Origin of the sequence: Cupriavidus sp. SK-3 (assembly GCF_000611145.1) — a bacterium.
In the GTDB taxonomy this organism is placed as follows: Bacteria; Pseudomonadota; Gammaproteobacteria; order Burkholderiales; family Burkholderiaceae; genus Cupriavidus.
On the sequence record NZ_JFJV02000262.1, the window covers coordinates 1 to 15,154 of the forward strand.

General features: G+C 66.9%; 17 protein-coding genes. 4 read left to right on the forward strand and 13 right to left on the reverse strand.

Features of this window, described 5'->3' with window-relative positions; all coding sequences use genetic code 11:
- Positions 1–359 precede the first annotated feature (359 nt).
- Positions 360–926: a TetR/AcrR family transcriptional regulator gene (locus tag CF70_RS27665; RefSeq protein ID WP_035872693.1), complete on the forward strand. Its 567-nt coding sequence runs from the start codon at positions 360–362 to the stop codon at positions 924–926.
- 91 nt (positions 927–1,017) lie between these two features.
- On the opposite strand, the gene CF70_RS27670 is transcribed toward CF70_RS27665, so the two are convergent.
- Positions 1,018–2,730: an MBL fold metallo-hydrolase gene (locus tag CF70_RS27670; RefSeq protein ID WP_035872700.1), complete on the reverse strand. Its 1,713-nt coding sequence runs from the start codon at positions 2,728–2,730 to the stop codon at positions 1,018–1,020.
- 336 nt (positions 2,731–3,066) lie between these two features.
- Here CF70_RS27670 and CF70_RS27675 point away from each other — a divergent pair, with 336 nt between their 5' ends.
- A complete protein-coding gene (locus CF70_RS27675) occupies positions 3,067–3,330 on the forward strand; it encodes a hypothetical protein (RefSeq protein ID WP_035872706.1) in 264 nt (87 codons plus the stop codon).
- Positions 3,331–3,376: 46 nt separating this feature from the next.
- On the opposite strand, the gene CF70_RS27680 is transcribed toward CF70_RS27675, so the two are convergent.
- The 7 genes from CF70_RS27680 to CF70_RS27710 all read right to left on the reverse strand — a co-directional run bounded on the left by CF70_RS27680 (position 3,377) and on the right by CF70_RS27710 (position 8,686).
- On the reverse strand, positions 3,377–3,841 hold the full coding sequence (locus CF70_RS27680) for a membrane protein (RefSeq protein ID WP_035872715.1): 465 nt from the start codon (positions 3,839–3,841) through the stop codon (positions 3,377–3,379).
- A 250-nt stretch (positions 3,842–4,091) separates the two neighbouring features.
- Positions 4,092–4,538, reverse strand: coding sequence for a MarR family winged helix-turn-helix transcriptional regulator (locus CF70_RS27685; RefSeq protein WP_035872722.1), 447 nt, complete (start codon positions 4,536–4,538; stop codon positions 4,092–4,094).
- 49 nt (positions 4,539–4,587) lie between these two features.
- Positions 4,588–4,800 carry a hypothetical protein gene (locus tag CF70_RS27690; protein ID WP_051649115.1) on the reverse strand — a complete coding sequence of 71 codons (213 nt, stop codon included), beginning with the start codon at positions 4,798–4,800 and terminating at the stop codon, positions 4,588–4,590.
- 71 nt (positions 4,801–4,871) lie between these two features.
- The gene (locus CF70_RS27695) at positions 4,872–6,530 is read right to left on the reverse strand and encodes an FAD-dependent oxidoreductase (protein WP_035872731.1); all 1,659 of its coding nucleotides are present in this window, start codon (positions 6,528–6,530) and stop codon (positions 4,872–4,874) included.
- Positions 6,531–6,625: 95 nt separating this feature from the next.
- The gene (locus tag CF70_RS38695; protein ID WP_081862386.1) at positions 6,626–7,057 is read right to left on the reverse strand and encodes a rubredoxin; all 432 of its coding nucleotides are present in this window, start codon (positions 7,055–7,057) and stop codon (positions 6,626–6,628) included.
- A 52-nt stretch (positions 7,058–7,109) separates the two neighbouring features.
- A complete protein-coding gene (locus CF70_RS27705; RefSeq protein ID WP_035872736.1) occupies positions 7,110–7,808 on the reverse strand; it encodes an alpha/beta hydrolase in 699 nt (232 codons plus the stop codon).
- Between the two features lie 47 nt (positions 7,809–7,855).
- Positions 7,856–8,686, reverse strand: a complete 831-nt coding sequence (locus tag CF70_RS27710; RefSeq protein ID WP_035872740.1) for a dioxygenase — start codon at positions 8,684–8,686, stop codon at positions 7,856–7,858.
- Positions 8,687–8,807: 121 nt separating this feature from the next.
- Here CF70_RS27710 and CF70_RS27715 point away from each other — a divergent pair, with 121 nt between their 5' ends.
- A complete protein-coding gene (locus CF70_RS27715) occupies positions 8,808–9,713 on the forward strand; it encodes a LysR family transcriptional regulator (protein WP_035872742.1) in 906 nt (301 codons plus the stop codon).
- Between the two features lie 128 nt (positions 9,714–9,841).
- Here the strand turns inward: CF70_RS27715 and pqqE are convergent, their stop codons facing one another.
- The 5 genes from pqqE to pqqA all read right to left on the reverse strand — a co-directional run bounded on the left by pqqE (position 9,842) and on the right by pqqA (position 13,038).
- Positions 9,842–11,002 (reverse strand): pyrroloquinoline quinone biosynthesis protein PqqE, encoded by a 1,161-nt coding sequence (pqqE, locus tag CF70_RS27720; RefSeq protein WP_035872745.1) that lies wholly within the window; start codon positions 11,000–11,002, stop codon positions 9,842–9,844.
- Positions 10,974–11,219: a pyrroloquinoline quinone biosynthesis peptide chaperone PqqD gene (gene pqqD / locus CF70_RS27725; protein WP_035872850.1), complete on the reverse strand. Its 246-nt coding sequence runs from the start codon at positions 11,217–11,219 to the stop codon at positions 10,974–10,976. Before pqqD ends, pqqE begins: the two co-directional genes overlap by 29 nt.
- 41 nt (positions 11,220–11,260) lie before the next feature.
- Positions 11,261–11,974 (reverse strand): pyrroloquinoline-quinone synthase PqqC, encoded by a 714-nt coding sequence (gene pqqC / locus CF70_RS27730; RefSeq protein ID WP_035872748.1) that lies wholly within the window; start codon positions 11,972–11,974, stop codon positions 11,261–11,263.
- Positions 11,971–12,885 (reverse strand): pyrroloquinoline quinone biosynthesis protein PqqB, encoded by a 915-nt coding sequence (gene pqqB / locus CF70_RS27735; protein WP_035872751.1) that lies wholly within the window; start codon positions 12,883–12,885, stop codon positions 11,971–11,973. Before pqqB ends, pqqC begins: the two co-directional genes overlap by 4 nt.
- A gap of 78 nt (positions 12,886–12,963) precedes the next feature.
- On the reverse strand, positions 12,964–13,038 hold the full coding sequence (pqqA, locus tag CF70_RS38640; protein WP_081862393.1) for a pyrroloquinoline quinone precursor peptide PqqA: 75 nt from the start codon (positions 13,036–13,038) through the stop codon (positions 12,964–12,966).
- Between the two features lie 467 nt (positions 13,039–13,505).
- Between pqqA and CF70_RS27740 the strand changes: the two genes are divergently transcribed.
- The gene (locus CF70_RS27740; RefSeq protein ID WP_035872754.1) at positions 13,506–14,852 is read left to right on the forward strand and encodes a DUF1214 domain-containing protein; all 1,347 of its coding nucleotides are present in this window, start codon (positions 13,506–13,508) and stop codon (positions 14,850–14,852) included.
- The last annotated feature ends 302 nt before the right edge of the window (positions 14,853–15,154 follow it).

A 15,154-nucleotide genomic window follows, 5' to 3' on the forward strand; every position in this document is an offset into this window, starting at 1 on the left:
ACACGGATGGCGCCCGTACCGGCAAGTTCGACGTATTCACCGATGGCGCCAATGTCTGAGCGCAGGCAAGCGCGGGAACGGGATCGCCAGGGCGCGGAGCCGGTTCGCACCGGTTCCACCGCCTGAACGGCGACCCGGGCAGGGAATGAAACAAGGTTAGACATTTGAATGGGAGTGCATCATGAACCTGCGGGACAGCTTCCTGATCCTGGCTGGCTGGGTGGTCCTCTGCGTGGCCAGTGGCTCTCTGATCACGGTGGTGGCGCAAGTGCTGCCGGCTTGAGTGAGCATGGAACGACTTGTGCGAATGCACACGAAATTGGCTTGAGGATCTATCAATAGATAGATAAGATCTCGCTATGAAAACGCAATCCGTACGCGAACAACTGCTCGAACACACGCTGGTGCTGATCCGCCGGCGCGGTTTCAATGGTTTCAGTTACCGCGATCTGGCCGATCTGGTCGGGGTCAAGACTTCGAGCATCCACTATTACTTTCCCGCCAAGGACGACCTGGTGCTGGAGGCGGTGAAGGAATACAGCGCCCGCATCTCGGAGCGGCTGCGTAGCGTGGATTCGTCGCTTTCACCGCGCGAACAGGCGGAGGGTTATCTCAATTTCCTGCGTACCGCGGCCTGCGGCGACCAGATCTGCCTGGCAGGCATGTTGTCCACCGAGACGCTATGCCTGCCGGAGTCGGTCCATACCGAACTCAAGCAGTTCTACCGCATGAACGAAAACTGGCTGATGGGCCTGATCGAACGCGCCCAGAGTGAGTATGGCAAAGTCTACCCGGTGACGCCCCGCGCACTGGCGCAGGTGATCTACGGTGCGCTGCAAAACGGCTTGATCGTTGCCCGCTTGTTCGGGGCGCCCGAACGGCTGGAGTCGGCGGCGGATCTGTTGATGGCCTCGGTGTCCGAGTAAGCACGCCGGCACATGAAAAAGCCGACCCTTCGAGGTCGGCTTTTTGTTTGGGCGATGCAACCGGAGATCCGCCCGGAGATCCGCCGCCGCATCAGCCCGGCGTGTCCGCCACTACCTTCCAATGCTCGCCTGACTCCTGCGCGCGGCCGTCCCGCGCCAGCTTGAGCAGGTGCGCCAGCAGCGAGTGCTTTGCCACTGGCAGCATGCGTTCGGGCACGTCGTCGTAGACCCGCAGGAGCAGGGTGTCGATGTCGGTTTCCCCCAGGTCGCGCAGCGCGTTGAGCACTTTGGCTTCGCGCTGCATGCGGTGACGGATCAGGGTGCGGATGGCATCGGCGGGCCTGGGCATCAGGAAGCCGTGGCCAGGCGCGAGCCATGCCAGGTCTTCATTCTGCAAAGCGGCCAGCGAGGCCAGGTAAGCCTGCATATCGCCGTCGGGCGGATTGATCACAACGGTGGAGCCCTGCATCACGTGATCGCCGGTGAACAAGGTCTTTTCTTCTTCGAGCAGGAAGCACAGGTGGTTGGACGCGTGCCCCGGCGTGTGGATCACCCGCAGCGTGCAGCCATTGCCCAGCGACAGGCGCTCGCCATGCTCCAGGATGCGCCCGGGCTGGAACGTCTGGTCCTGCCGCGATGTCGGCGGGGCGGGCCGGCCCAGCACCGGGGCGCCGGTGGCGGCCTTCAGCCGGGGCGTCGCCGGCGAGTGGTCGATGTGCGTGTGGGTGGCGAGGATCCAGCGGATTGGCCCGGGCGCGGCTGCCAGCACGGCGGCTACATGGGCTTCATCGTCGGGGCCCGGATCGATCACCGCCCACTCGTTGCGCGCGGGATCGCCCACAAAGTAGGTGTTGGTGCCGGGCCCGGTCATGACGCTGCCATTGTTGGCGGTGACGCGCCAGACGCGCTCGGACAGGCGCACCGCGACACCTGGCGCCAGTTCGTAGCGTGCATGTCCTTCGCCGTGCGGGTCGATGCGCTCGATCTCCGCATAGGCCGCCTCGCTCGGCAAGACGGGGCGCGGGCCACCGCTGCCTTGGGCCAGGCGAGGCATGATGCGCGCGATGTCGCGCAACTGCGCGGCATGGTCAAAGCAGGCCTGCGCGGTGTCGAAACGGGCAATGGACGCGAGCGTGCGCCGCGTGACGGGCACGGTCTTGATACCGCTTGCCGGGTCGATGGCATCGCCGGGGCGCACCCAGATATGCTCCATGGCCTCGTCGCCATCGTGCGCTGCGGTCTGCCCGGGGGGCGCCACGGCGACGAAGAAGCGCGTGTCGAAGCGCTTGGGCAGGCCGGGCGGCGTCAGCCAATGGCTGTGGTAGGCCAGGCGGTCCACCGCCAGGCGCACATTCAGGCGCTCGCACAGTTGCGCCATGCCCGGGCCGCCACGCCGGGCGGACTGCCGCAGCCAGTCATGCCGCGCCGCGTCGAGGGTATCCAGCGCGATCAGCTCGCCACCGGCATCGCTGGCAAATAGCAGGCCGGCTTCCTCGAAGCACTCGCGCACGGCCGCCAGGTAGAAATCCAGGCCGCCGTCCGGCAGCTTGAGGCGCTGGCTTGCCGCGGCGTCGTCCAGGCCGGCGCAGACATCATGCAAGGCCCTGTCCTGGGGGTCGAGCGTGCCGCCGGGAAAGACAAAAGCGCCGCTGCTGCGGTCGTCGTTGCGCTCGGGGCGCCGCACCAGCAGCACTTCCATGCCGGCCGCGCCATCGCGCACGACCAGGATGCTTGCCGCGTGGCGCAGGGAGGTGGATCGGGATCGCAAAGGGGGGGTGCTTCCGCTCTGTTCTTGTTCGCTCATGTGGGGCGGGTTCCTGATTGACTGGCTGGGTTCAGGCGATAGTGTAGCGGCATCGCCCGGCTATGCCACCGAGGGAAAGCGAGACAGGAAAAGGGCGCTGCCGATACGCGGGTAGATACGGAGGTGCCGCGGCAGCCTTGGAAGGGCGCCGGCCATTAAGATGCTGGCATCACCCCACCCGCCGACCTGCCGCTGTGTTCGCCGGGGGGGTGAGAAGCAGCGCGCACTGTTTGCGGCGCTGCAAGCCGTTTCGGCCCGCCTGAGATGCAAGACATGCCCGACGTGCGAATGCGCCGGGTGGGGCGAAACCAGACAAATACTGGGGGAGACGCCGATATGAACCGAAAGGGTCTGCTTGATGCAGCCGCGGTACTGGAAGACCTGGCCGCCGGCCTGCAGCCGGACCGGAACCGCCTGGTGGCGGGCGCGCAGGCGCTCGAGACCATGCACGCCGATCACCCGTCGTGGCGCGATATGACCGACGCTTCGTTCGGGCTGCAGGCGCTGGCCGCGGGCGGCGCGCTGGACCTGGACCAGAAGGGGCGCGCGCGTGCCGCGCGGCTGGCGGAAGTCATCAGAAGCCTGGTTGATTCCTTGTAGTCCGCCGGCCCGCCGCTGCTAGGGCGGGCGGCGGCGCCACTGCCGGCTAGGCCAGCGAAAGAACCACCAGCACGGCGCCGGTCATGGCAACCAGGTCCTCGATCAACGCTGCCGGCCGGTCCCTGCCAAACGCCGCCGCAAGGCGCGCGCGAATGGCCGCGCCGCCGAGCGTGCCGATCACGGCGCCAATGGCGCCAAGGATGGCACCGCCCGCCAGCATGCCGCTGCCCGCCCCGATCGCGGCGCCGGCGAGGGCGCCCGTGACAATGCGCGCGCCGAACTGCTGCGGCACCTTGCGGCTCGGCGTGGCGGGCAGCTTGTCGGTGACAAGCTCGGCCAGCGCCAGCACGCTGAGGATCCAGGGCGTGAACCGGTAACCCATGAAGGCCAGCCAGTTGCCTGACAGATCCAGCAAGCCAAGGCTGGCCGCCCAACTGACGGCAGCGGGCGCCGTCATGGCGCGCAGGCCGGCCACGATGCCGATGAACAGCGAGAGCAGGTAGAGCGTCATGGAGTCTGTCCTCGATCAAGGTTGACGAATGGCGCAAGCCACGCCCGGTGCGCTGGCGCGAACCGGGGACAACGCAAATCCGGACTGCCATCATTCGTCACCCGACCCGCGACGCATGCACAAGGACCGGGGGGGGCGGAATCGCCTCGAACGGGCCGCGCGACGAGCTTATGCCGGCGCCTTGCGCGGGCCTGTGCGCTAGCCCACATGCGGCGGAAGTGCGTCCCGTGGAAGAAGGGACGCCCCGTCCTTACAACATCGTCTCGACCTGCGCGAGCAGCTTGCCCAGGGCGCGCTCCATCACGGCGCGTTCCTGGGTGGTGAGGGCGGACATCAGCGTTTCGTGCCGGCCGGAAGCCACCCGCATGATCTTCTCGTACAGCGGCTTGCCGGTGGCGGACAAGGAGATCAGCACCGCGCGGCCGTCGGTCGGAGACGGTTCGCGCTTTACCAGTCCCTGTTTGATAAGGTGATCGGCCGCGCGGCTGGCCTGGCTCTTGTCCAGGTTGGCGAAGCGCGCGAGATCGATCACCAGGAAGGGGCCGAATTCGCCAATGGCGGCGAGCGTCCGCGCCTCGCTCAGCGACAGGCCGAGTTCGTCTGTGTATGCGCGCGCGATACCGCGGTCGAACTGCTTGACGATGCGGTGCAGCCGATAGGTGGCGAAGTCGGAAAGCGACGGCTTGGGGCTGGTCATGGTTAGCAGGGCCGGGTAGGGCAAGGCGGGCAGTATGCCTGCATCGTCGTCATTCGGGGAGGGTGCCGCTGTGCCCGCCGAAGCTATCCGAGACCTCCTGCAGCAGCCGCGTGGCATCCGCGAAGCCGGCATGGCGGCCGAGTGCCAGCAGTGCGACCCGGGCCAGGTAGAGGGAAGCATCGCGCTCGCCGAGTGCTGTCATGCGGTAGCACATCGCCGTGTAGATTTCATCGAGTTCGGTCGGGGTCATGGTGGTTTGCATACTGTCCTCCGTCTTTCCGCTTCAATCGTCTTGAGTCGTCTTGAGTCGTCTTGAGTCGTCTTCAATATTCTTCAGTCGATTCGCATGGCCAGGGCGATGGCATCCCGCACATCGCTGGCGCGGGCATGCTTCCAGCGTCCACTCACATAGCCATCGGGGCGGATCAGGTACAGCGTGCCGTCGGTGGCGTCCAGCGCGCGCCGCACGGCATCGTCCGGATCGGCCAGCCTGCCGGCCGCCGGTGCCGCGCCGGCAATCAGGCGGCAGTCCAGTTCCAGGCCATCCGCGCATAGCTCGCGCAATCCTGGCACGACGGCGTCCGGATCCTGGCCGGCGCCGGCAAAGCAGAAGGCGGTGAAGCCCGTGCCGAGGCAGCGGAGCAGCGAAGCCGGCTTGCCCTGCGCGTCGAGCACCGGCATGTCCGGCAGCGCGGCGCCCGGCGCGGGCCCGGTGGCGAAGGCCGGGTCGTCCGCCGCGGCGATGGGCGAGTCGGCAAAGGTGGCAGGGCTCGTCTGGCGCGGGTTGATCAGCGAGCGCAGCTCCGCATGCCTGGCGGACAGCCCCAGCACCGCTTCGCGCATCAGGGTGAAAGCGGGCGAGGGCGGGGCCATGAACTCCGTGCTCTTGGCGCCAAAACGCATGTTCTCGCGCGCGGCGGCCACGCGCTCGCTGGAATAGGACGGCAGCAGCCCGGGCGAGGCCTTGCCGCGCACGGCTAGCGCAAGCTTCCAGGCCAGGTTGAAGGCGTCGTCGAAGCCGCTGTTCAGGCCGCGCACGCCGAAGATGGGCACCAGGTGCGCGGCATCGCCGGCAAAGAGCGTGCGGCCGTGCACGTAGTCGTCCAGCGTCAGGCACTTCGCGTTGTAGATCGAAATCCACAGCGGCTCCCACGGCGCGGTGACGCCCATCATCGCCAGGTGGCTGGCCACGCGCGGCAGCACGTTTTCCGGCTTGACCGCCTGCTCCGCATCCTCGTGTTCGCCGACCTGGTAATCGATGCGCCAGACCTTGTCCGGTTGCTGGTGCAGCAGGATGGTGGAGCCAGGGTTGGACGGCGGATCGAACCACGCCAGCCGCTCGACCTCGCGCGGCGCGTCGATGGCGATATCCACGATCACGTAGCGCCCCTCGTACTGCATGCCGCGCAGCGACAGCCCCAGCGCATCGCGCACGGCGCTGCGGCCACCATCGGCGGCCACCAGCCAGTCCGCGCGCACGGTGTAGGTGGCGTCGCCCGCTGCCACCGCCAGCGTCGCGCCGCCGGCGTCCTGCGCGACGCCGGTGACGCGGTTCTGCCAGCGCACTTCGATCAGTCCGGGGTAGCGCGCGATGGCGTCCAGCAGGTATTGCTCGATGTAGTACTGCTGGATATTCACCATCGGCGGGAAAGCCTGCCCGGCCTCGTGCGGCATGGTGAAATGCAGCACTTCCTCGTTGCGGTAGTAGCTGCGGCCGCCGGTCCACGCGAGCCCTTTGCCGAGGACCGGCGCGGCGACGCCGAGCGCATCGAGGATTTCGAGCGAGCGCCGGGAAATGCAGATGGCCCGGCTGCCTTCGCAGGTGCCGTCGTCGGCCTCCAGCACCACGCTGGGGATGCCGTGGCGGGCCAGGGCCAGCGCAACCGCCAGCCCGACCGGGCCGCCGCCGGCAATGACGACCTGCCGCGGCGCATCCGTGCCGTCGGGGTTCAGCACCGGCATGGATGCGGCGTGGACTTCGCGCTGGTACATGTCTTGTCTCCTGGTTGTGTGCGCAACCAGTTCAAGATATACCAAAATGGTTGCGGGCACAACCAGATTGCTAAAGGCTGCGTGGAAGGCGCCCCTTAGAATTCGACCATCGCAAAGTCCTCCTTGCCCACGTCGCACAGCGGGCAGCGCCAGCCGGCAGGGATGTCCTCCCAGCGGGTGCCGGGCGCGATGCCCTCTTCAGGCAGGCCGGCGGCCTCGTCGTAGACCCAGCCGCAAATGATGCATACCCATTGCCTGAATTCGCCGGCGACGGCCGTGGCCGAGGCAGCCTCAATCGGCCTTGCTGTGTCATCTGGCCCGGTTTTATCCGCCTGCGCCGGCTCATCCAGGCTGAAGACAAGCGGCGCCGACGTGCCTTGCCCGCCAGCGGCCACGCGGGCCTGCAGCAGCGCAAGGAGCTGTTGCGCCTCTTCCGCCGTCAGGTCGATCCAATACGGATCGCCCGCGCCGTCATTCAGGCGGTCAGGGGAAAACTGGATCTCTACTGCGGTGCCTTTTTTGTACATGCCAATGAAATCGGGGTTGCGCCGGGGGGCGTAGTGTCGCTCAGGATGCTGGTCAGCCGGGAAACAGCACGCCGGCGAGCCATTGCCGGAAATCGGCAACGACATCCGCATTCAGTTCGTGGCCGATCGGGTAGCGCCGGGTCTGGTGTGCAACGCCCAGCGCATCCAGCCACTGGTCAGCGCGTTCCGCCCAGCCAACCGGCAGCTTGTTGTCGAACTCGCCGTGGGCGATGAAGGCCGAGAGCCCGGCAAGCGCCTCGCGCGGTGCGAGATGCGGCTCGATTTCCGGCAGGATGCGGCCGCTGAGCACGGCAAAGCCGGCGACGTCGGCCGGCGCGCTCAGGCCGACACTGGCGCTGAGGATGCCGCCCTGGCTGAAGCCGGCGATCACTGTGCGCGCGGGCATGGCGCCATCCTGCGCACGCAGCGCGCGCACCAGCGCAATCAGTTGCTGGCGGCTGCGCTCCGCCTGGGCGGCGTTGATGGCGGGCGCGCCGCCCTGGAAGCTGACCTCGAAGAAACCGTACTGGCCCGGCGCAAAGGTCAGCGGGCCTTGCACCAGTACCACCTGGACACGCGGATCGATACGCGTGGCCACCGCCGCGAGGCTGGTCTCGTTGCTGCCCACGCCATGCAGAAGGAGCAGCCGCGCTGCCGGCGTCGTGTCCGGCAGCGCGTTGCGCAGGCGATAGCGCAAGCCCGTTGCGGCGTCCTGGGTCAGTGGGCTGATGTCGTTGCTGGTGGTGTTCATATCATCTCGGGTCTGGTAACGCTTGCCTTGAAGGCGCGTGGCACCGGTCAGGCCGCCACGGGTTGGTCGTGCCGGTATTGGCCGATCACATAAGACTCCATCGACAGGATGCCGTACGTAATGCCGCCGTCGATCACCTGCAGCGGTTCGCCCGCCGCGGCCGCGCCGATGGCCACCAGCAGCGGCAGGAAATGCTCGTCGGTCGGATGGGCGCGCTCGGCGTGCGGCGCCAGCCGCCGGTAGTCGATCAGCGGCTGGACATCGCCATCGCGCATGGCATTGCGCGTGGCCTCGCGCACCCATTGCGTGAATTGCGCCACATAGGGCGCATCGCCGCCGCCGTGGCCGCGGAACTCATAGAGGTTGTGGGTCATGCTGCCGGAGCCGACGATCAGCACGCCCTGGCCGCGCAGCGGCGCCAGGGCGCGGCCAAAGGCCAGCGCGCCCGCCGGGTCCAGCGGCTGCGGCAGCGATACCTGGAACACCGGCACCTGCGCCTCGGGATACAGGTGCCGCAGCGGCACCCACGCGCCGTGATCCAGCCCGCGCCGCGGGTCCGTCCCCGCCTGGTAGCCGGCCTGTGCAAGCAGTTCCGCCGTGCACGCGGCCAGCGCGGGGTGTCCGGCTGCGGGATAGCGCAACGCGTACAGATCGCGCGGAAAGCCGCCGAAATCGTGAATGGTCTCGGGCAGCGGGCTTGCGGTCACGCGTACGCCGCCCTGGGTCATCCAGTGCGGCGAGACCACCAGCACCGCCTCGGCGGCCGGCAGCGCGCGGCCCAGCGCGGCAAGTTGCGGGCCGGCAAGGCTCGGCTCGATGGCGAAGGTGGGCGCGCCGTGGGAGACGAACAGTACGGGAAGAGGAGTAGCGGCTGACATGGCGGAAGTCCCATCTCGAAAACTGCCAGTCTATTGATTCGAATGGTGATGATAAATAGCCTTTATCGTGATATATAGTCCCGATAATCGAGACAATCAGGCACAAGCCGACACGTAGCGCATGGACCGGGCCCTGGAAATGAGTGTGTTTGCCGCCGTCGTCGAGGCCGGCAGCTTTATCGGCGCGGTGGAAGGCCTGCGCATGTCCAAGGCGGCGGTCTCGCGCCATGTGGACGCGCTGGAGCAGCGCCTGGGCGTGCGCCTGCTGCAGCGCACCACCCGCCGGCTGTCCCTGACCGAGGAGGGGCGGATCTTCTATCAGCGCGCCAAGGAGGTGCTGGCCGCACTTGACGATGCCGAGTCCGAGATCACCTCGCGCACGCAGGAGCCCAGCGGCCTGATCCGCATCAATGTGCCGCTGACGTTCGGCATCATGCATCTCGCGCCGCTCTGGAGCGCATTCATGCAGGTGTATCCCCAGGTCGACCTGGACATCACCCTCAACGACCGCGTGGTGGATCTCGTCGATGAAGGCTACGACCTCGCGGTGCGGATCGGCGACATGCCAAGCTCCGCGCTGATCAGCCGCAAGCTGGCCAGCACGCGCATGATGCTGTGCGCATCGCCCGCCTACCTGGCGCGGCACGGCGCGCCAGCGCATCCGCAGGAACTGGCGAAGCATCGCGTGCTCGCCTACACCAACTGGTCCGGCCGCGACGAATGGCATTTCGATGGCCCGGACGGCAAGGCAAGCGTGGGCACGCGCGCCCGTGTGTACACCAACAACGGCGACACCTGCCGCGCCATTGCGCTGGCCCATGGCGGCATCATGCTGCAACCGAGCTTCATGCTGCAGGAAGACCTGCGCAGCGGGGCACTGGTCGAACTGATGCCCGAATACCGGGCGAGCGAACTCGGCGTGTACGCGGTCTACCCGACGCGCAAACAGCTCCCGCTCAAGGTGCGCCGGCTGGTGGATTACCTGGTGGAGGCGTTTCGGGATGTGTCGTGGGGAGAGGGGGGGTAGGGCGAGGCGGCCTGGCTTGTGCAGGAATCCGGCCTGTCGCAAGCGGATGGCCCTTGCACAGTCCTTTCCGCTCGCCCGCTATTCCGCGCCCGCTGTTCCGCGCTTCGAACAGGCTGCCGCACGCCGCGCTAGCGGCCCGATTCGCTGAAACGGCGGGACGCCGCGTCCGCGCGAAACACCAGCGGCGCCTCGTGCGCCGTGGCCTGCAACTGGCCGTGGGCGGCAAGGCGTCCATGCAGGACGACTTCGCGCACGGTGGCGTGATCCGGCGATTTGTCGCAAACGGGATCGGTGCGGTTGGCATCGCCCGTCAGCAGGTAGGCCTGGCAGCGGCAGCCGCCGAGGTCGTTCTCCTTCTCGTCGCAGGACCGGCACGGCTCCGGCATCCACGCGGTGCCGCGATAGCGTTGGAACGCATCGCTGTGGTACCAGATGTCGTGCAGCGATTGCGTGCTCACGTTCGGCAGGATGAGGCCGGGCAGCATGCGCGCGGCATGGCAGGGCAGCGCGGCGCCGTCAGGCGATATCCCGAGAAACACAGAGCCCCAGCCGTTCATGCATTTCTTGGGCCGCGTCTCGAAATAATCCGGCACCACGAACAGGATGCGGCAGCGCTTGCCGATCCTGGCGCGGTAGGCCGCCACGACCGCTTCGGCCTCGCGCAATTGCGCTTCGGTCGGCATCAGTGCCAGCCGGTTCTCCCAGGCCCAGCCGTAGTACTGGGTATTGGCCAGTTCCAGGTATTCGGCGCCCATATCCAGCGCCATGTCGATGATGGTGCCGACGTGGGCCAGGTTATGCCGGTGCAGTACGCAGTTGAGCACCATCGGGTAGCCATGCGCCTTGATCCGTTTTGCCACCCGCTGTTTCAGGTCGAAGGTGCGGGTGCCCGACAGGAAGTCGTTCATCTCGCGGGTGGCGTCCTGGAACGAAAGCTGGACATGATCGAGCCCGGCCGCGCGCAGCGCGCCCAGTCGTGCGTCGGTCAGGCCCACGCCGGAGGTGATCAGGTTGGTGTAGAAGCCCAGTTGCCGGGCATGGCCGACCAGCGCTTCCAGGTCGTCGCGCACCAGCGGCTCGCCGCCCGAGAAGCCAAGCTGGGCGGCGCCGAGCGCGCGTGCTTCCTCCAGGACCCGCCGCCATTGCGCGGTGTCGAGTTCCGGGCCGTAGCGTACGTAGTCGACCGGGTTGGAGCAGTAGGCGCAGTGCAGCGGACAGCGGTAGGTCAGCTCCGCCAGCAGCCACAGCGGCGGACCCGGTTCAGACGAGCCAGCCGCGTTCGCAGGCATGTTCGACAAAGGTGCGCACCTCGGGGGCAATGCCCTGCACGCCGAAGGACGTCTGCAGTTCGTCGATCAGCATGTCGAGCGTATGGGCGCCGTCGCAGCGCTGCAGGATGGCGGCGGCGCTGTCATTCAGCTTGACCATGCCTTCAGGATAGAGCAGCACCCATGCCTTCTGGGCCTCTTCCCATTGCAGGCGGTAGAGCGTGTCGAGCCGTGGCATGGCGGGAGCGGTCTCGGGGGTGACGGGCGTGGCGGGGGCGTTCATATGGGATAGGCCTTTTCGATGGCATCCAGCATCGACCACAGGATGTCGAGCTTGAACTGCAGGATTTCCGTGGCGCGCTGCTGTTCGGCCGGCGTGCGGAAATAGTCCAGAGTGACGCGCAGGCCGTGATCGACATCGCGCTGCGCCAGCGGAATGCGCGAACGGAAATAGCTTAGCCCCTCGGCCTCGATCCAGGGGTAATGCTGGGGCCAGCCGGCCAGCCGTTCCTTGTGGATGGCGGGCGCGAACATCTCGGTGAGCGAGGAGCACACGGCCTCCTGCCAGGGAGCGCGCCGGGCGAAGTTGACGTAGGCATCCACCGCGAAGCGCACGCCGGGCAGCACCAGCCGTTGAGACCAGAGTGCCTCGCGCGTCAGCCCCACAGCCTCGCCGAGCCGGCTCCAGGCTTCGATGCCGCCGGGCTCGGTGGCGGTGCCGTCGTGGTCGAGGATGCGTATCACCCACTCTCGCCGCGTTTCGCGGTCGGGGCAGTTGGAGAGGATGGCGGCATCCTTGAGCGGGATATTGACCTGGTAGTAGAAGCGGTTGGCCACCCAGCCCTGGATCTGCTCGCGCGAGCATTGCCCGCTGGCCATGCGCCGGTTGAAGGGGTGATGGATGTGGTAGCGCGATTCGAGTCCGCGCAGCCGCCCTTCGAAGGCCGCACGTTCCTCGGGGGAAACCGGTTGGGGGAGTGTTGCGGGCGTCACAGGGCGATCTCCATGCCGTCGTAGGCCACCTCGATCCCGTGCGCCGCCAGTTCGCGGCGCTCCGGGGAGTCGTCCACCAGGATCGGGTTGGTGTTGTTGATATGAATCAGGATCTTGCGCGCCGCCGGCGCTTCGTCCAGTGCCGCGATCATGCCGTGCGGGCCGGACTGTGCCAGGTGGCCCATGTCGCCGGCGAGCCTGGACGACAGGCCGAGCCGGCGCATTTCATCGTCGGTCCAGAAGGTGCCGTCGACCAGGATCACGTCGGCCTGGGCCAGTTCCGCGCGCACATGCGGTTCGATGCTGCCCAGCCCGGGGGCGTAGAACACGCGCTTGCCACCGGCGCTGACGATGCGCAGGCCGATATTGTCTCCACGCTGCGGCGCGGCGCGGTTGGGGGAGTAGGGCGGTGGCTTGCTGTCCAGCGGGATCGCATGCAAGGTCAGCCCTGCCAGCGGCGGCACGGTGAAAGCACTCGCGTCCAGCGGCAGCGGATGCGTCTCCAGGGTGCAGTAGTGGGACAGGATGCGGGACAGCGGGAAACCTTCGGACAGGTCCCGCAGCACCGGGGGCGTGGCGTAGACGGGCAGGGCGCTGCGGTGCTCGCGCAGCATCAGCAGGCCGGTGACGTGGTCGATCTGCGCGTCCATCAGCAATACGGCGGCGATGCCGGTGTCGCGCGCCGCGCGGGCTGGCTGCAGGGCCGGGGTGGCGCGGATCTGGGCCAGGACGTCCGGCGAGGCGTTGACGAGGAGCCAGTGGATGCCATCTTCGGTCAGCGCGATGGAGGATTGCGTGCGGGCCGTGGCGGCGATGGTGCCGCGGCGCAGGCCGTCGCAGTTGCAACAGTTGCAGTTCCATTGTGGAAAGCCGCCGCCGGCGGCGGAACCTAGTACCCGAAGTGTCGTCATGGCCTGGTGCCTGTCCAGCCGGAGCCAAGGAAAAAGCCCGCTGGACAGCGGGCTTTCGCGGATTCCGCCTTCCGCCGGTCAGCGGTTGGCGATGTACATGGTGATTTCGAATCCGTACCGCATATCGATGTATGCGGGAGTGGTCCAGGTCATTGGCGGCTCCTTTCAGATCGGGGGTAGGCAAGTACAGCATAGTTCATGCAGAGGTAACGGCGGGACATCGGGCCGGATTTCGGTTAAGTGCGGCATCGCACTTTTGCGCCTGCAGCATCATGCAACCATGGCTTGCCTCCGCATCTCGGGGCACAGGCGTACCCTTCGCACCGACAATCCCGGCCTGCAACAGGCTCCACCTGCGTCAGAGGACGCCTTCGTGCCATGCACCATCATGGGTTCTTCATGCCCGGGACACCAGTGGCTTCATCGCTTGCCCCGCCGGTCGGGCGGGACAGACGGCCTCGGCATCCAGGTTACTTGGATCGCTCGCGCAATGTTCTTAATTCACTTTTCCCACCAGCCAGCGAAAGTGTACGGTGTGCAAATGGCACCCCTCAGGACACTTCAGACACTTCAGACACTTCGGGCAATTCATCAGTCGTTTTTCTGGAACGGAGTAAGGCATGAATCACTCATCTCGTCCCGTCGGCGCGGTCGTGCTGGCCGCCGCCATGCTGGCCGGCCTGTCTGGGTGCGGCAGTGCGCCGAAGAGTGAGCCAGCCGCGGGCATGGTGCCGGACCAGGACGTCAACGATGCCTACGTCTACCTGCTGGGCCGCCTGCTTGTCCTGCGCCAGGAGCAACTTGACTTCCAGCAAGACGGTTTCCAGTGGAACCAGATCCTGCACCGCGATGTGGGCGGCGCTTCCTGGGCCAATCCGAACCTGGATGTTGCCTACAGCGAGGCCTGGATCGCGGTGGACGAGAAGACTTGCGCGGTCGTTAACGTGCCGCGCATCAAGGGGCGCTACTACACGGTCCAGTTCCTGAACGGGTGGGGGGAGACAGTCGCCAACATCAACGAACGCAACTATCCCGGCCATCCCGGCGGCAATTTTGCGATGTGCCTGAAAGGCGCCACCGCGCCCCTGCCACCGGATGCGAAGCGCATCGACCTGCCGGGCAAGGCGACGCGCATGCTGGCGCGGGTGGAGTTGGGCGCGGACAAGAAGCAAGCCATCGCCCTGCAGCGACGGATCACGATCCGGATGACCGGCACGCCGCAGATCGCCCCGATTCCCGCCACCCCGGCTTTCAGCAACGACACGCTGCCCGGCGTGGAAGCCTTCGACTCGGCCGCCATCGCGCTGGACAGCGAGCCGGACATCAATCCGGGCATGGGCGACGTCCGGGCCAAGGTACGCGCAGTGAGCGGTGCGGTGGCCGGCAACCCCGCCGAACGCGCGCGGGTGGACAAGGTCATCCGCGAGAAAACGCTGCCGGAGTTCCTCAAGTCGTTTTCCACTGCGGGCACCATCAGGAATGGCTGGAACCGGCCCGGCACGATTGGCAAGTACGGAGACGATTACCGGACCCGCACCCGTATCGACATGGCTGGCATCTGGGCCAACAGCACCGATGAGGTGGTGTACTTCAAGACAGATACCGACGGGACAGGCGAGCGGCTGGACGGCGGCAACGCGTACACCATCACCTTCGCCAAGGCCGACCTGCCGGCTGGCCACGTGAAGTACTTCTGGTCGGTGATCGCGGTGGATTCCAGTGACTTTCGCGTGATCCCGAATCCCAGGAACCGGTTCCTGATCAACAAGCAGTCCAGGCTGAGCTACGGGAAGGACGGTTCGCTGACGCTGTACTTCGCGCCGTCCAGGCCGGACGGCGCACCGGACGGCAACTGGCTGCCGACCCCCAGGGGACAGGGTTACAACCTGACGTTCCGCCTTTACGGGCCGGACCAGGCTATCCTGTCCGGCGAGTGGTTCCCAGCCCCGCTGGTCAGGCAAAACTGAGCCGCCGCGAGGGGGAGGCGGCGCCTGATTCGCAGAAGCCCGGCCTTGCACCAGCCGCTTACGCGCACGAGGACGTCCATGATGCCTGCGTCGCGAAGTTCGCAGCCGGCGCCGCCAGCTGTCGCTCGGCAACGGCTTTGCCCCCCGCGTTCAGCCGGGGCGGATGATCGACGAAGCCGCCATGGCGGAGGCACTGCACAAATTGCTGCCGGCGCTACTCAAGGTGTTTCGTGGTCGCAAGCATTCAGGCGCGAGTGACGCTGGCGATCAGGCCGCTCTGCATGGCTCAGCTAACGCTCGGT

What these genes read in the sequence shown, in the direction of transcription:
- CF70_RS27665 (WP_035872693.1), top strand. Translation starts at nt 360, where the DNA reads ATGAAAACGCAATCCGTACGCGAACAACTGCTCGAACACACGCTGGTG.
- CF70_RS27670 (WP_035872700.1), bottom strand. Translation starts at nt 2,730, where the DNA reads ATGAGCGAACAAGAACAGAGCGGAAGCACCCCCCCTTTGCGATCCCGA.
- CF70_RS27675 (WP_035872706.1), top strand. Translation starts at nt 3,067, where the DNA reads ATGAACCGAAAGGGTCTGCTTGATGCAGCCGCGGTACTGGAAGACCTG.
- CF70_RS27680 (WP_035872715.1), bottom strand. Translation starts at nt 3,841, where the DNA reads ATGACGCTCTACCTGCTCTCGCTGTTCATCGGCATCGTGGCCGGCCTG.
- CF70_RS27685 (WP_035872722.1), bottom strand. Translation starts at nt 4,538, where the DNA reads ATGACCAGCCCCAAGCCGTCGCTTTCCGACTTCGCCACCTATCGGCTG.
- CF70_RS27690 (WP_051649115.1), bottom strand. Translation starts at nt 4,800, where the DNA reads ATGCAAACCACCATGACCCCGACCGAACTCGATGAAATCTACACGGCG.
- CF70_RS27695 (WP_035872731.1), bottom strand. Translation starts at nt 6,530, where the DNA reads ATGTACCAGCGCGAAGTCCACGCCGCATCCATGCCGGTGCTGAACCCC.
- CF70_RS38695 (WP_081862386.1), bottom strand. Translation starts at nt 7,057, where the DNA reads ATGTACAAAAAAGGCACCGCAGTAGAGATCCAGTTTTCCCCTGACCGC.
- CF70_RS27705 (WP_035872736.1), bottom strand. Translation starts at nt 7,808, where the DNA reads ATGAACACCACCAGCAACGACATCAGCCCACTGACCCAGGACGCCGCA.
- CF70_RS27710 (WP_035872740.1), bottom strand. Translation starts at nt 8,686, where the DNA reads ATGTCAGCCGCTACTCCTCTTCCCGTACTGTTCGTCTCCCACGGCGCG.
- CF70_RS27715 (WP_035872742.1), top strand. Translation starts at nt 8,808, where the DNA reads ATGGACCGGGCCCTGGAAATGAGTGTGTTTGCCGCCGTCGTCGAGGCC.
- pqqE (WP_035872745.1), bottom strand. Translation starts at nt 11,002, where the DNA reads ATGCCTGCGAACGCGGCTGGCTCGTCTGAACCGGGTCCGCCGCTGTGG.
- pqqD (WP_035872850.1), bottom strand. Translation starts at nt 11,219, where the DNA reads ATGCCACGGCTCGACACGCTCTACCGCCTGCAATGGGAAGAGGCCCAG.
- pqqB (WP_035872751.1), bottom strand. Translation starts at nt 12,885, where the DNA reads ATGACGACACTTCGGGTACTAGGTTCCGCCGCCGGCGGCGGCTTTCCA.
- CF70_RS27740 (WP_035872754.1), top strand. Translation starts at nt 13,506, where the DNA reads ATGAATCACTCATCTCGTCCCGTCGGCGCGGTCGTGCTGGCCGCCGCC.